9 protein-coding genes are annotated in these 14,323 nt (G+C 65.0%); 3 read left to right on the top strand and 6 right to left on the bottom strand.

All coding sequences use genetic code 11. The features are described from left to right. The 5 genes from V8J38_RS08090 to V8J38_RS08070 all read right to left on the bottom strand — a co-directional run bounded on the left by V8J38_RS08090 (nucleotide 1) and on the right by V8J38_RS08070 (nucleotide 9,676). The gene (locus V8J38_RS08090) at nucleotides 1-2,742 is read right to left on the bottom strand and encodes a valine--tRNA ligase (protein ID WP_338578578.1); all 2,742 of its coding nucleotides are present in this window, start codon (nucleotides 2,740-2,742) and stop codon (nucleotides 1-3) included. Nucleotides 2,743-2,879: 137 nt separating this feature from the next. Then, entirely contained in the window at nucleotides 2,880-6,272 is a 3,393-nt protein-coding gene (locus V8J38_RS08085; protein ID WP_338578577.1) for a class I SAM-dependent DNA methyltransferase, read from the bottom strand. A 146-nt stretch (nucleotides 6,273-6,418) separates the two neighbouring features. Beyond that, nucleotides 6,419-7,633 carry an imidazolonepropionase gene (gene hutI / locus V8J38_RS08080; protein WP_338578576.1) on the bottom strand — a complete coding sequence of 405 codons (1,215 nt, stop codon included), beginning with the start codon at nucleotides 7,631-7,633 and terminating at the stop codon, nucleotides 6,419-6,421. Between the two features lie 430 nt (nucleotides 7,634-8,063). Then, nucleotides 8,064-8,954: an agmatinase family protein gene (locus V8J38_RS08075; RefSeq protein ID WP_338578575.1), complete on the bottom strand. Its 891-nt coding sequence runs from the start codon at nucleotides 8,952-8,954 to the stop codon at nucleotides 8,064-8,066. 20 nt (nucleotides 8,955-8,974) lie between these two features. Next, a complete protein-coding gene (locus V8J38_RS08070; RefSeq protein WP_291776115.1) occupies nucleotides 8,975-9,676 on the bottom strand; it encodes a UTRA domain-containing protein in 702 nt (233 codons plus the stop codon). Nucleotides 9,677-9,762: 86 nt separating this feature from the next. On the opposite strand from V8J38_RS08070, the gene hutU reads away from it, so the two are divergent. From hutU to V8J38_RS08055, 3 genes are read left to right on the top strand one after another with little or no spacing between them, the layout of a single operon-like run. Then, nucleotides 9,763-11,439, top strand: coding sequence for a urocanate hydratase (gene hutU / locus V8J38_RS08065; RefSeq protein ID WP_291774837.1), 1,677 nt, complete (start codon nucleotides 9,763-9,765; stop codon nucleotides 11,437-11,439). 4 nt (nucleotides 11,440-11,443) lie between these two features. Continuing rightward, complete coding sequence (gene hutH / locus V8J38_RS08060; protein WP_338578574.1) at nucleotides 11,444-12,976, top strand: histidine ammonia-lyase; 1,533 nt, start codon at nucleotides 11,444-11,446, stop codon at nucleotides 12,974-12,976. A gap of 56 nt (nucleotides 12,977-13,032) precedes the next feature. Then, nucleotides 13,033-13,527, top strand: coding sequence for a hypothetical protein (locus tag V8J38_RS08055; protein ID WP_338578573.1), 495 nt, complete (start codon nucleotides 13,033-13,035; stop codon nucleotides 13,525-13,527). 33 nt (nucleotides 13,528-13,560) lie between these two features. Here V8J38_RS08055 and V8J38_RS08050 read toward each other — a convergent pair whose 3' ends face one another. Next, nucleotides 13,561-14,322: a peptidase gene (locus V8J38_RS08050; protein WP_338578572.1), complete on the bottom strand. Its 762-nt coding sequence runs from the start codon at nucleotides 14,320-14,322 to the stop codon at nucleotides 13,561-13,563. Between the last annotated feature and the right edge of the window lies 1 nt (nucleotide 14,323).

Here is a 14,323-nt window from a genome sequence, read left to right as displayed (position 1 = left end):
TTACAGGGTTTCCAGCCGCTTCAGCGCGGCCTGCAGCCGGGCCTTGCCCTCTTCGGCTTCAGCCAGTTTGGCGCGCTGTTCCTCGACCACTTCGGCGGCAGCGCGGGCGACGAAGTTGGGGTTGCCCAGCTTCTTGTTCACATGGCCGATGTCAGCGTCGAAGACGGCGATCTCCTTTTCCAGACGCACACGTTCGGCGTCCAGATCTATGATTCCGGCCAACGACAGGGCGACCGTCGCCCCGCCCGAGACGAAGGTCACGGCTCCGGTCGGCGCGGCCTCAGCCACGGCGACCTCTGACACCCGGCCCAGCGTCAGGATCAGGTCGCGGTGGCGCGCGATGCGTTCAGCCACGGCCGCGTCCGGGGCGACAAAGGCGAGCGGCGGCTTGGCCGACGGCGGCACGTTCATCTCGGCCCGCAGGGCGCGAATCTCGCCGATCAGATCGACCAGCCAGCCGATCTCGGCCTCGGCGTCCGTATCCACGAAAGCGTCCGGCAGCACCGGCCAGGTCTCGCCCATCAGCAATCCCTCGCGAGCCGGGCCTTCCTTGCCCAGTTCGGCCCACAGCTCCTCGGTGATGTAGGGCATGACCGGGTGCAGCAGCTTCAGCGTCTGGTCGATAGTCCAGGCCGTCATGGCGCGCGTCTCAGCCTTGGCGGCTTCGTCCGAACCGTTGAACACCGGCTTGGCCAGTTCCAGATACCAGTCGCAGAAAACGTTCCAGATGAAGCGGTAAAGCGCGCCCGCCGCATCATCGAAACGGCCGCCTTCGATGGCGTCCGACACCTGGCGCTCGGCCTTGGTCAGTTCGCCGCGAATCCAGCGGTTGATCGTCTGCTGCACGCCTGCAGGGTCGAAGCCCTCGACGCGGCGCGCCTCGTTCATCTGGCTGAAGCGTGCGGCGTTCCACAGTTTGGTGCCGAAATTGCGATAGCCTTCAATGCGCTGCTTCGACAGCTTGATGTCGCGCGTGCCCGACAGGATGGCCATGGTGAAGCGCAGCGGGTCGGCGCCCAGCTCGTCGATGATGTTCAGCGGGTCGATGACGTTGCCCTTGGACTTCGACATCTTCTGGCCCTTCTCGTCGCGGACCAGACCGTTGATGATGACCCGCTTGAACGGGACTTCGCCGTCCATGAAGTGCAGGCCCATCATCATCATCCGGGCGACCCAGAAGAAGATGATGTCCGCCGCCGTGACCAGATCGCTGGTCGGATAGAAGCGCTGCAGATCCTCGGTCTTCTCGGGCCAGCCCATGGTCGAGAAGGGCCACAGGGCGGACGAGAACCAGGTGTCCAGAACGTCCTCGTCCTGGGTCAGCACGACCTCGGAATCATAGTCGGCCAGCGCCTGTTCGCGGGCGTCCTCTTCCGTCTCGGCGACATAGATCTCGCCGTTCGGGCCGTACCAGGCCGGGATGCGGTGGCCCCACCACAGCTGGCGCGAAATGCACCACGGCTCGATGTTGCGCAGCCACTCGAAGTAGATCTTCTCATAGCTCTTGGGCTCGAAGACGGTGGCGCCGTCCTCGACCGCCTTCAGGGCGGGCTGGGCCATGACCTTGGCGTCGACGTACCACTGATCCGTCATCCACGGCTCGATGACGACGCCAGAGCGGTCGCCGTGCGGGACCATGTGCCTGGTCTTCTCGATCTCACGCAGCCAGCCCTCTTCCTCGGCGCGGGCGACGATGGCCTTGCGAGCGGCGAAGCGGTCCATGCCCTCGTATTCGGCGGGCACATCGGGCGTGTCGGCAGCGGTGATGCGACCGAAGGCGTCCATGACGTTCAGGGCTTCAAGTCCCGCACGCTTTCCGACGCCGAAGTCGTTGAAATCATGGGCAGGCGTAATCTTCACCGCACCCGACCCCTTGGTCGGATCGGCATAGTCGTCGGCGACGATCGGAATGCGGCGCCCCGTGATCGGCAGGGTCACGAACTTGCCGACCAGACCCTTGTAGCGTTCGTCCTCGGGGTGAACGGCCACGCCGGTGTCGCCCAGCATGGTCTCCGGCCGGGTCGTCGCCACGACGATGAAGTCGCGCGTCTCGAACTCGGTCGCCTTGCCGTCCTCGTCGAAGGCGATCGGGTGCTCATAGGTCACGCCGTCCGACAGGCGATAGGCGAAGTGCCAATAAGCGCCGTCGACCTCTTTCTGCTCGACCTCAAGGTCCGAGATGGCGGTCTGGAAGTGCGGATCCCAGTTCACCAGTCGCTTGTCGCGATAGATCAGGCCGTCCTTGTGCAACTGGACGAAAACCTTGCGGACGGCGGCGTTCAGTCCCTCGTCCAGGGTGAAGCGTTCGCGCGACCAGTCGCAGGACGAGCCGAGACGGCGCAACTGGCGCACGATGGTCCCGCCGGATTCGGCTTTCCACTCCCACACCTTCTCAATGAAGGCGTCACGGCCCAGGTCGCGACGACCAATGTTGCCCTCGGCGGCCAGCTTGCGCTCGACCACCATCTGGGTGGCGATGCCCGCGTGGTCAGTGCCGGGCAGCCACAGGACAGCCTTGCCCTTCATGCGGTGATAGCGGGCCAGAATGTCCTGAAGCGTGTTGTTCAGGGCGTGGCCGATGTGCAGGCTGCCCGTTACGTTCGGCGGCGGAATGACGATCGAATAGGCGTCTGCGGCGCCGTCAGTCGGCTTAGCCGCGCGCGGAGCGAACAGGCCGCTGTCCTCCCACTGGGCGTAAATGCGCGGCTCGGCGGCCTTGGGTTCGAACGTCTTCTCAAGCATGGTCATCTCGTTTCCCCGAGGCGTAGCGTGAATGCGCCGCCGATCGGGGCTGGAATTCTTCGGTAAAGCAAAGGGCGGTCCCGCCGGAACCGCCCTTATGTGACTTAATGATCGCCGCGCCCGGCGGCTAGGTCAAATCAGTGACGCCGCGGTGAGAACCAACCGTCGTCCGTCCGCTGAACCGACCCCGCCACAGCCAGGACGGCCAGCATTTCCTCCACCCGATCCGTCTCTAGAGCTCCGATCCGCCCGCCGAAACGGCGCGCCAGATCCAGCGATTGCAATGGGGCGCCTTCACGCCTCAGTTGCTCCAGCAGCGCTCCGGCCAGTTCATCCAGCGCCTCAGGCAAGGGTCGGAGATCGACGACTCGCGCCAGGGGCGCCTCGATCTGCACTGGAGCCCGCGTCAGCTTGACCCGCGTCCTCTGATAAGCCGGTCTCAGGAAGCGGACTGTGCCGCCCGCCTCCTGGCGCGCGCGCTCAAGATTGAGCGTCAACAGAGCCTGAAGCACCGCCGCATCCTCGACCTCTGCAGGCCAGCCATAGGCTCGCAGTACGGTCGCATCCAAACGCTGATGCAAATGATTCAGGACGTGCATCTTGCTTGAAATCGACCGGCCCTGCTTCGCCGCACGTTCACGCTCATTGTAGAGCGCCGTCATCGTCAGACTCTGATCGTCCGACAGCATCTGGCGACGCAGCGCCTCTATCTCCTCGGCGAGTTCGCCGATCTCGACCCCGACAGACCCATCAAGGTCAGGAAAGGGGAAGGCGTCAAAGCAGACCTTCTTGTTGTAGACGGGGCGGTCCTCAAGCCGGCCTCCGCGAGCCAAGGCCCAAAGGCCGTGCACACGGGACGACAGAACGCCCAACACGCTGGCATCGTCTGAAGCGATCGTCACCACCGTATTGTCCGGAAGAACGTCCCCTTCAAGGAAGCAAAACCAGCGATGCTTGGACTTCTCGACTGTCGCAATATAGCACGGCAGTCCCTCGAGAGCCTCACGAAACGCACCGCGCGGCTCGCCGAAAATCCACCAGTTGTCTCGGTAAGTCCCGCGCGCGTTCCGGGTCCGTTCCGGCTTCACCGTTTCCGATAAGTGTCGAACGATCGCCGGCCAACGCTCACGCGCTTCCTCCTCGCTCCACCCGAACAGGTCGATCACCTTGACGCCTCTCGGCCGCGCCGCCAGATCGCGACCGTTGCGATAATCCCTGATCGGGGCCGGTTCGGTCGAGGCCGCCGCCAGAGCCTTCGCCTGATCGGCAGAAACGATGAAGCCCGCGCCGTGCAGTTTCACGCCTTGAGAGCATAGCAGGCCGTTGGCCTGGAGCGGGCATGCGTCGCCCAGGCCCCCGCCGATGCTCAGATCAGCGCCGATATCGCCTTGAGCCTCCTCAAATTTGATGTCCGGCTCTCCATCCACGCCGATCCCTTCGCTTAATACGGTCAGCAGGCGTCCCTGTCCTTCGGGTGCGCCGCGTTCCGCCACCGTCATGGCGATGCGAACCTCAGCGCGATCCGCGCCCTTGATCCATGGATGATCCGGTATGGCGAATGTCAGTCGCATCGCCGGCTCGCCATTCAGGTGATGTTCCAGAACGCGGCGAGAGAAGGTCTGAGTGATCGAGTTGGTGGTGATGAAACCGAAGCGCCTCAGCGGACTATTCTTCGTCGTCAGTAATTCGGCTGCACGGTCCCACCAGAGCATCACCAGGTCAGCCGAGCGGAAGCGCCCCTGCCTCACCTTCCACAGGGCGTCGACATAGCCGTCGCCCAGTTCGCGCCTCAGGTCCTTACCGCCCATGAAAGGCGGATTGCCGATGATGAACTGCGCCAGGGGCCATTGGGCTGGCCGGGGATCGAAGTATCGAACGACATTCCTTTCCTCGTGCTCGCCTTTTCTCAAGAGACGGACCGGCCGTCCCTGCTCATCACGCTGAAAATCACTTCCGGCCCAAACCAGCAGAGCGTCGGCTCTCAGAATGCGCTCCGCGCGCGGCGGGCGCAGACAAAGAAGGTCCGCAGGCGCGTCTCCATTACGAAGACGCCATTGCAGATAACCAATCCACATGACCATTTCCGCGATCGAGGCGGCATGGGCGCTTTTCTCGATGCCCCAGAACTGGTTCGGCCCAACACAGCACCTGGATCTGGACGCAGCCACATCCCCGAAGTCCTTCATGAGGTCCAGAACGTTGCTTTCCAAGTCCTTCATCATAGCCATGGCGACATAGAGGAAGTTGCCGGTCCCGCACGCCGGATCGAGAACCTTGGTGGAGCAGAGCGTCCTGTGAAACGCCCGAACGGCCTTCCTTCCCTTCTCCACACGTCCATGAGCGAAGTCATAGACAGCCGAAGCACGCATCGCTTCAAAATCTGCCCGCAAGGGCTCCATGATCGTCGCTTCAACCAATCGCTGGACATAGACTCTGGGGGTGTAGTGGGCGCCCAGTTCCCTGCGATCATCCGGATCCAGAGCCTGCTCCAACAGGGTCCCGAAAGTCGCCGGTTCAACCGATTTCCAATCATGCCTCGCCGCGATGATCAGCACTTCCAGTTCATCCTCGGTCAAGGCGAGCGCCGCCTCTTCGCGAAACAGCCCTCCATCGAAGCGGGGCAGGTCCTGCCGCAATGCAGCGCAATGGCCGCCGCGCCTCATGTGTCGAAAAACGTCCGTCGCACTTATGTGAAAACGATCAGCCTTGCCGCGATAGCTCTGCAGCAGCTTGAGAAAGCCCCGGTTCCGGATCAGACCCACGCTGTCGGCGAACATCGCGAAGACGCATTGCAGCACGAACATAGAGATGCGCCGTTCCGATATCGGCTGGAGCAAGGGTTGCTGATCTTCCAACACTCGCTGGCGGATCAAGCGGATCAGCTTGCCGAGCGCGGCGGCGATTTTACTGGTCGCCTCTGCGATCGGCTTGGCGGGGTCCAGGCTCCCCGGATCGTTCCAAACCTTCCGCAAACGCTCTCGAACCTCCGGTTCTCGCAGGTCAGTCAGAGCGATCCGGCAACGCTCCAAATCCGGAAACGGCGCATACCCCTTTCCGCCTCTCTGCCATTCTGACCACAGGTAGATCGCTTCACCGACATCCACCAGCACGAGGAATGGCGGCCGCTCAGGCAAAGCCTGAGCATAGTTTTCCGCTTGCTGGCGGGCGCCGACCATCAAGCGTTTGATCGCCTCCTCTTCCCGAGCGGAGCGTCGACGTTTTCGCCGGTCCAAGAAAGCCATGAGTTGGCGAAGGTCGTACTCGCCTCCCGGAGCACGCTTCTTGGACTGCTTGACCTCCATCACGAAGGAAGCGCGCTTGAAGCAATCAATGGAACCCGAACATCCCTTACCCTCGCGGAACGGGAATTTCACGGCACGCTCGAAACAATAATCGCGATCGCCCGCACTCTCCTGGTCGGGCGCGGCTACGCCCAGGACCGCGCAAAGCTGAATGATGAAGGTCTGGTAGTTCGACCGCTCGGTAAGCGTCGCGCCGCTCCAGCGCGTGATGAATTCTTCCACATCCATGGATTATTCCCCCTTCCGACAACACGGAAAGAGAGAACATCAAGAACAATACAACTTCAAGTTAACGCACGCTCGCATTACGCGAAACGCCTCGAGCCGCCAATCATCCGCATCGCCACGGCGCCCATTCCGCCTTTTTCAGAATCTCACATCGCGCGCCCCGCCAGATAGCGACGATTCAGCAGCGGCTTGCCTAGCCAATAGGCCAGCTCCGCCGGACGGCTGATGTCCCAGACGGCCAGGTCGGCGGCCTTGCCCGCCTCAAGCGTGCCGATCTCGTCCTGCAGGCCCAGCGCGCGGGCCGCGTTGCGCGTGGCGCCCGCCAGCGCCTCTTCCGGCGTCAGGCGGAACTGGACGCAGGCCAGGTTGATCGCCGCCGTCATCGACGCGACCGGCGAGGTGCCCGGGTTGCAGTCTGTCGCCACCGCCATGCGCGCGCCATGCTGGCGCAGCAGGGCGATCGGCGGCGCCTGCGTCTCTCGCAGCATCAGGAAGGCGCCGGGCAGCAGCACCGCCACCACGCCCGCCTCGGCCATCGCCTTCACACCCGCCTCGGTCGTGTGCTCGATATGGTCGGCCGATAGCGCCTGATAGCGGGCGGCCAGCGCCGCCCCGCCACCGTCCGACAATTGGTCGGCGTGCAACTTGACAGGCAGGCTCAGTTCCTCAGCCTTGTCGAACAGACGGCTGACCTCCTCGACCGAGAAGGCGATGGGCTCGCAATAGGCGTCCACCGCATCGACCAGCCCCTCAGAATGGGCGGCGGGCAAGATTTCGTCCACAGCCTTGTCCACATAGACGGCGCGGTCGGCCTTATGCTCCGGCGGCACCGCATGAAGGCCGAGATAGGAGGTGCGCACCCGCACCCCGGCCTCGCGCCCAATACGGCGAGCGACGCGCAGCATCTTCAGTTCACTGTCGTGGTCCAGGCCATAGCCGGACTTGATCTCGACCGTGGTGACTCCGGTGGCCTTCAGCCCCTCCAGCCGCGCCAGAGCAGAGGCGTAGAGCTGATCCTCGCTCTCCTCGCGCGTGGCGCGCACGGACGAGACGATGCCGCCCCCGGCGCGCGCGATCTCTTCATAGGTCGCGCCTTCCAGCCTCTGCTCGAACTCACCCGAGCGGTCGCCGCCGAAGACCAGATGGGTGTGGCAGTCGACCAGCCCAGGCGTGACCCAGCGCCCGCCCAGACGGTCAGTTTCCACAGCCTTGTGCACAGGCAGGTCCGCGCGCGCGCCGACCCAGACGATGCGCCCATCCTTGATCAGGATGGCGGCGTCCTCAATGGCGCCATAGGGAACGCCGCTCTCGGTCATGGCGGCGACGCGGCAGTCGGTGATGAGACGGTCAGCAAGGATCATCGGCGTTCTTCCGCCTCCAAACGATCAGCGGTTCTGCGCAGGCGCGCCGCCATCTCGGGATCAACGATTTCAGACGGAGAGAATGCTGAAAGAGCCCAGCCGCCCCAGAACCAGCCATCGAATTTGTATGTGGGGCGAACCCGCTGGGCGAAGACAACGGTCAGCCCCTCATCGGCACGACCGCAGTCTTCGGGCCAATCTCTCAATCGTCTGGGCGGCGTCGCACCATCTATTACGACGATACGATGGTACGTGCTCATGTAGCCGCCGGAGGCCGGCACGGCCCGCGCGAGGTAAATGCTATCAGCGGTCGATGCCAAGCGGCGCTGGAGCTCAAGGGTCTGCTCACGCGTCCGATTGACAACTTCACAGGCTCCTGCAGGGGAAGCTGTTAAAGCAAGGCCCCCTACCGCAGCCACTAACAGTATCCTCATCGGCTCTGCATCCCCGCAAGCAGTTCACAGAACCAGCGACCCGCCGTCAGGGAGCCGAGGTCGCCGACTTCCAGCGACGGGTCGTATTCGGTCAGGTCGACGGCGCGGACCTTAGCATGAGCGCCGATGGCGCGGGCGGCGTCGAAGAAGTCGTGCACCGACACTCCGCCCGGCCGTGCGCCGGGGCTGGCGGGCCACTGGCTGCGGTCAATCACATCGATGTCGAAGTCGACGTAGATGACCTCGCACAGAGACGACAGGCGCTCCAGTTCCTCGACCACGACGTTGGCCAGACCGCGCTGGCGGCACTCGCGGGCGGTGCGGACGCTGATGCCCGCCGCCTCAGCCTTTTCATGTGCGCGGCGGGTGTTGGCGAAGGGCGCGAGGCCCACCTGGCTGATGCGATGGCCGTCCATGCCGTCGTCCAACAGGGCCTGGATCGGGTTGCCGTTGGTCAGGCCCTGATCCGTGTCGCGCAGGTCGAAATGGGCGTCCAGCGTCAGCACGCCGACGCGCTCTAATCCCAGAGCATGGGCGCCCGGCCGGGTGATGGCGTTATTGCCGCCGACCAGAATGGTCAGCTCGCGATGGGCCTGCGCCGCCACCGCATCGCGCACCGGCTCGAAGGCGTCGAACGGCGAAACGGCCTTCAGCGCCACGTCCCCGGCGTCGTGGACCTTGATCTCAAGCTCCAGCCCCGTCTCGACGTCATAGGTCGACAGGCGCGGCAACACGCCTCGCAACACCTTGGGCCCCAGATCGCAGCGGCCCGGCGTCAGCGACCGCTCGTTCAGCGGCGCGCCGATCAGGGCGACGCGCGCCTCTGGATGCTGGCCGACCAGATCGCCGACAGAACGCCAGCCCAGAGCTTCAGACGGTTCGCCCATCAGGGTCATCCTTTGGCCAATCAGCCTTTAGTGGGAGAGAAGCGCGCGACCAGATCATAGGCTGCGCCGGGGAAAATCTGTGAGGCCCAGGTCACGCCCTGGCCGTCGCGCCAGGTGCGGCGTTCCAGCCTCAGGCAGGGGGCGCCGTCGGCCAGACCCAGACCCGCCGCCGTCTCATGATCGGCGCCGACGGCCGAGATACGGTGCTCCGCCTCGGTCCAGGGCATATGGGCCAGCAGCCAGCCGCCGGGAGGCTGCGTCGTGAAGTCGGCGGCCTCCGCCTCTGGGGCCGCTGTCAGCGAGATCAGGCGACGCTCGAACACGAACGGCAGATCATTCGCCAGATGCAGGGTCTGAAGTTCCACAACCTTGCCGCCCAGCCCCTCTTCATCTTCGCTGGCCGGGCGCACGATCCGGCCCAACAGGCGGTGGGAATAGGCCAGCCCCCGCCCCTCGACCTCGGACTGGATGTCAGGAATGGCGACCAGAGCCGAGGAATGCACCGGCGGATGGGCCACCACGGTTCCGGCGCGGCGACGGCGAACGACCAGCCCGCGAGACGCCAGATCAGACATCGCGCGCGACACCGTCATCCGCGCACAGCCGTATTCCGCCGTCAGTTCAGCCTCGGTCGGGATACGGAAACCCGGCCGCCACTCGCCCGAGGCGATGCGGCGCTCGATGTCGCCCGCGATCCGGCGATGAAGCGGCTCCTGATCCATCATGCGAAACTGCCCCTTGCGCGCACTAATGTCTAGACATAACACTGAGCCCAACATTCGACGGCCGAAGCCGCATGGAGGATTCGATGTCCACGCCCAACACTCGCCAGAATACCAGAGTGATCCGTAGCCCGCGCGGGTCGGAAAAGACCGCTAAAACCTGGGCGGCCGAGGCCGCGATGCGGATGCTGATGAACAACCTCGACCCCGAGGTGGCCGAGCGCCCCGAAGACCTGGTCGTCTATGGAGGCATCGGCAAGGCCGCCCGCAACTGGCAGGCGTTCGACACCATCGTCGACCAACTCAAGAAACTGGAAGCCGACGAGACGCTGATGGTCCAGTCGGGCAAGCCGGTCGGCGTCTTCCGCACCCATGTCGACGCGCCGCGCGTACTGATCGCCAACTCCAACCTGGTGCCCAAATGGGCGACCTGGGAGCATTTCAACGAGCTCGATAAGAAGGGCCTGGCCATGTACGGCCAGATGACCGCCGGGTCGTGGATCTACATCGGCACCCAGGGCATCGTTCAGGGCACCTATGAGACCTTCATGGAAGCCGGTCGCCAGCACTATGGCGGCGACTGGTCGGACAAGTGGATCCTGACGGCGGGCCTGGGCGGCATGGGCGGCGCCCAGCCTCTGGCCGCCACCATGGCCGGCGCGTCCTGCATCACCATCGAGTGCCAGCGCAGCCGCATCGAGTTCCGCCTGCGCACCCGCTACGTCGACGTCATGGCCGAGACTCTGGACGAGGCGCTGGCCCTGTTGGAGCAATCATTCAAGGACAAGAAACCCTTGTCGATCGGCTTGTTGGGCAATGCGGCTGATCTTCTGCCTGAAATGGTCAAGCGCGGCGTCCGCCCCGACCTGGTGACCGATCAGACCAGCGCTCACGACCCGGTCAACGGCTACCTGCCCTCGGGCTGGACCGTCGCCGAGTGGGAGGAAAAGCGCGTCAGCGACCCCGCCGCCGTCGAAAAGGCCGCCCGCGCGTCGATGGCGACCCACGTCAGGGCCATGCTGGACTTCCAGAAGATGGGCGTCCCCACGACCGACTACGGCAACAACATCCGTCAGGTCGCCTTCGATGAGGGCGTCGAGAATGCCTTCGACTTCCCCGGCTTCGTCCCTGCCTATATCCGCCCGCTGTTCTGTCGCGGCATCGGGCCGTTCCGCTGGGCCGCCCTGTCGGGTGATCCCGAGGACATCCGCAAGACGGATGAGGCGATGAAGACGCTGTTCCCCGACAACGCGGGCCTGCACCGCTGGCTGGACATGGCGGGCGAGCGCATCGCCTTCCAGGGCCTGCCGGCGCGCATCTGCTGGATCGGCCTTGGCGACCGTCATCGCGCGGGCCTGATGTTCAACGAGATGGTGAAATCGGGCGAGCTGAGCGCCCCCATCGTCATCGGCCGCGACCATCTGGACAGCGGCTCCGTCGCCAGCCCGAACCGCGAGACCGAGGCCATGATGGACGGCTCGGACGCCGTGTCCGACTGGCCCCTGCTGAACGCCCTGCTGAACACGGCGTCGGGCGCGTCCTGGGTGTCGCTGCACCACGGCGGCGGGGTCGGCATGGGCTATAGCCAGCACTCGGGCGTCGTCATCGTCGCCGACGGCACGGACGAAGCCGCCAAGCGCCTCGAGCGCGTGCTGTGGAACGACCCGGCCACGGGCGTCATGCGCCATGCCGACGCCGGATACGATATCGCCAAGGACGCCGCGCGCGAACACGGCCTGAACCTGCCCTCGCTGGACCTGTAAGCTTATGACCACCACCATTGAAATCGGCGCCGCGCCGCTCACCCTCGCCCAGCTTCGCACCGCCCTGAACGGCCCGGTCACGGTCAGCCTGACCGACACCGCCTGGGCCAATGTCGAAAAGGGCGCGGCGACCGTCGCCGCCATCCTGGACGAAGGCCGCACGGTCTATGGCATTAACACCGGCTTCGGCCTGCTGGCTAACACCAGCATCGCGGTGGAAGACCTTGAAACCCTTCAGAAGAACCTGGTGCTCAGCCATGCCTGCGGCGTCGGCGAGCCGCTGAGCGAAGACACCACCCGCCTGCTGATGGTGCTGAAGATCGCCAGCCTGTCGAAGGGCGCCTCGGGCATCCGTCGCCACACGCTGGAAACGCTGATCGGCATGGTCAATGCGGGCGTCCTGCCGCTGATCCCGTCCAAGGGTTCGGTCGGCGCCTCAGGCGATCTGGCGCCGTTGGCCCATATGTCGTGCGTCCTGATCGGCGTCGGCGAGGCCCGCTATCAGGGCCAGACAGTGGACGCTGTTTCAGCGCTGGCCAAAGCCGGACTGAAGCCGGTCGTTCTGGGCCCCAAGGAAGGTCTGGCCCTGCTGAACGGCACCCAATGTTCGACGGCGCTGGCCCTGACCGGCCTGTTCGCCGCTGAGGATGTCTTCGCCGCCGCCATCGCGGCGGGCGGCCTGTCGGTCGACGCTCTGCTGGGTTCGGACGCGCCGTTCGATCACCGCATCCACGCCCTGCGCGGCCAGCCGGGCCAGATCGACGTGGCCCGTCGCCTGCGTGAACTGCTGACTGGCAGCGCCATCCGCGACAGCCACCGCCACGACTGCGCCAAGGTGCAGGACCCCTACTCCCTGCGCTGCCAGCCGCAGGTCATGGGCGCGACGCTGGACGTGCTGCGCAACGCCGCCGCCATGCTGGAGCGTGAAGCCAACGCCGTGACCGACAATCCGCTGGTCTTCATCGAAGACGGCGATGTCATCTCGGGCGGCAACTTCCACGCCGAACCTGTTGCTTATGCAGCCGATCAGATCGCCATGGTCCTGTGCGAGATTGGCAATATCAGCGAGCGCCGCACCTCCATCCTGGTCGATCCGAAGATGACCGACCTGCCCGCCTTCCTGGTCAAGGACAGCGGCGTGAACTCGGGCTTCATGATCGCCCAGGTCACGGCGGCGGCCCTGGTGGCCGAGAACCGCATGGTGGCCCATCCCTGCGTCATCGACACCGTACCGACCAGCGCCAATCAGGAAGACCACGTCTCCATGGCCACCCACGGCGCGCGCCGCCTGCTGGACATGGCCGCCAACACGGCGACCGTAGTGGGCATCGAACTGCTTGCCGCCGCCCAAGGCATCGAGTTCCGTCGTCCACTGACCTCGTCGCCGGAACTGGAGCAGACCTACGCCATCGTACGCGAAGCCTGCGGCCCCTACACCGAAGACCGCTATTTCGCGCCGGACATCGCTCGTGCGACGGAAGGCGTGCGCGCGGGCCGTTATCGCGCCTTCGCAGGCGATCTCCTGCCTTCGGCTTGAACCGGACGGCGGTGGAGCGCTTTCATAGGCAACGTGAACGCGGACCGCCCCCGAGCATGAACAGGAATGCCGTCATTCTGGTCTCCGCCGCCCTGGTTCTAATGGGACTGGGGGCGGCCGGCTGGGCTGCGTGGAACTCGACTTCCGTAGCGCATGGCGGACGAGGATCAGGCCCGGCTGTCGTTATCGAAGTCGTTCCGCCCGTTGAACCTGACCTTCCGGTCGGCTCCATCATGGCTGTTGGAGAATTGCGGGATGGATACGACCATGATCCCGACCGGCTCGCCGGCGTCCCGGGGGATGACGAACCTTATGTCGAAAGCGCCTGGCTGGAGTTGACGCCCGACCCGCCGCCGCCGCCCGAACAGGAAACGCCGCCGCCCCTTATCCGCCTCTCGCCGCCGCAGCCTGCGCCACAGCTGGAAGGGGATGACTATGGCTTCGGCTTTGACGCCCCCCAGCCCGACTACGCCGCCGAACGCGAGGCGCGCCAGTCCGCGCTCAGGGAACCGTTAGAAACGCGGCGCGCATCGGACAGCGTCTTCTATTGAAAAAGGCCCCGGTTTCACCGGGGCCTTTCCGCGTCAGCGCATTGTCGTGACGGAGACCGTGTAGTCGCCTTCCTGCGCCGAGCTGAGGCTGTTGGCGCGGAAGGAATAGGAGCCGGGACGCAGGTTCTGGGTGACCATGGCGCTGGTGCCGCCGCCGCTGTCGTCGTCGGAGGCCAGGCTGTCGCCGTCGCACTGCGGCCCTTCGTGCAGCGAGAGGTAGGCGTCGAACTGCGCCGAATCCATGCGAACCGAGACATTCCCACCGCGACTGACACTCAGCGCGTAGCAGTCGTAGAAGGAGCCGTCATCCGCCTGGCGGTCGCTGAACTCGAGGCGGCCCTGGCGGCTTTCGCCGACCGAAATCGGCACGACCTGAGTGGTCGGGCGCAGGCGCTGACCTTCAGAGACGCTGAGACGGAAGGAACCGGTCTCGCCCTCGCTGAGCGTATTGGCGCGGATGATCCAGTTTCCGCCATTGGAAACAAAGCGCAACTGCGAGTCGGTGCCCATGTCCGGACCGTCGTCGTTCGTCACCGACGTTTCATCGCAATCTGCACCGGCGCCCGCCATCAGATAGGTATCGAAGTCCTCGGACTGCATCGTCACCGTGTAGGCCTGACCTGCCTGCGTCTGGACGACGTAGCAACGGTAATGGGACCCGTCGTCCATGCGCGCGTCCTTGCTGCTGAAATTGCCGGTCACCGTCTGGCCGGGGCGGATGGTGCTCTGGGCGGCGGCGGCGCCGGCCAGAAGCAGGGACGACGTCAGGATCGACGACATCAGCAGGGCGCGCATG

Origin of the sequence: Brevundimonas olei (genome assembly GCF_037055245.1) — a bacterium.
Taxonomy (GTDB): domain Bacteria; phylum Pseudomonadota; class Alphaproteobacteria; order Caulobacterales; family Caulobacteraceae; genus Brevundimonas; species Brevundimonas olei.
The sequence above is the reverse complement of the archived record's forward strand: the minus strand, read 5'-3'. Positions and strand labels throughout refer to the sequence as shown.

Coding starts and splice junctions, on each gene's coding strand:
- V8J38_RS08090 (WP_338578578.1), bottom strand. CDS start 2,742: ATGCTTGAGAAGACGTTCGAACCCAAGGCCGCCGAGCCGCGCATTTAC.
- V8J38_RS08085 (WP_338578577.1), bottom strand. CDS start 6,272: ATGGATGTGGAAGAATTCATCACGCGCTGGAGCGGCGCGACGCTTACC.
- hutI (WP_338578576.1), bottom strand. CDS start 7,633: ATGATCCTTGCTGACCGTCTCATCACCGACTGCCGCGTCGCCGCCATG.
- V8J38_RS08075 (WP_338578575.1), bottom strand. CDS start 8,954: ATGGGCGAACCGTCTGAAGCTCTGGGCTGGCGTTCTGTCGGCGATCTG.
- V8J38_RS08070 (WP_291776115.1), bottom strand. CDS start 9,676: ATGGATCAGGAGCCGCTTCATCGCCGGATCGCGGGCGACATCGAGCGC.
- hutU (WP_291774837.1), top strand. CDS start 9,763: ATGTCCACGCCCAACACTCGCCAGAATACCAGAGTGATCCGTAGCCCG.
- hutH (WP_338578574.1), top strand. CDS start 11,444: ATGACCACCACCATTGAAATCGGCGCCGCGCCGCTCACCCTCGCCCAG.
- V8J38_RS08055 (WP_338578573.1), top strand. CDS start 13,033: ATGAACAGGAATGCCGTCATTCTGGTCTCCGCCGCCCTGGTTCTAATG.
- V8J38_RS08050 (WP_338578572.1), bottom strand. CDS start 14,322: ATGCGCGCCCTGCTGATGTCGTCGATCCTGACGTCGTCCCTGCTTCTG.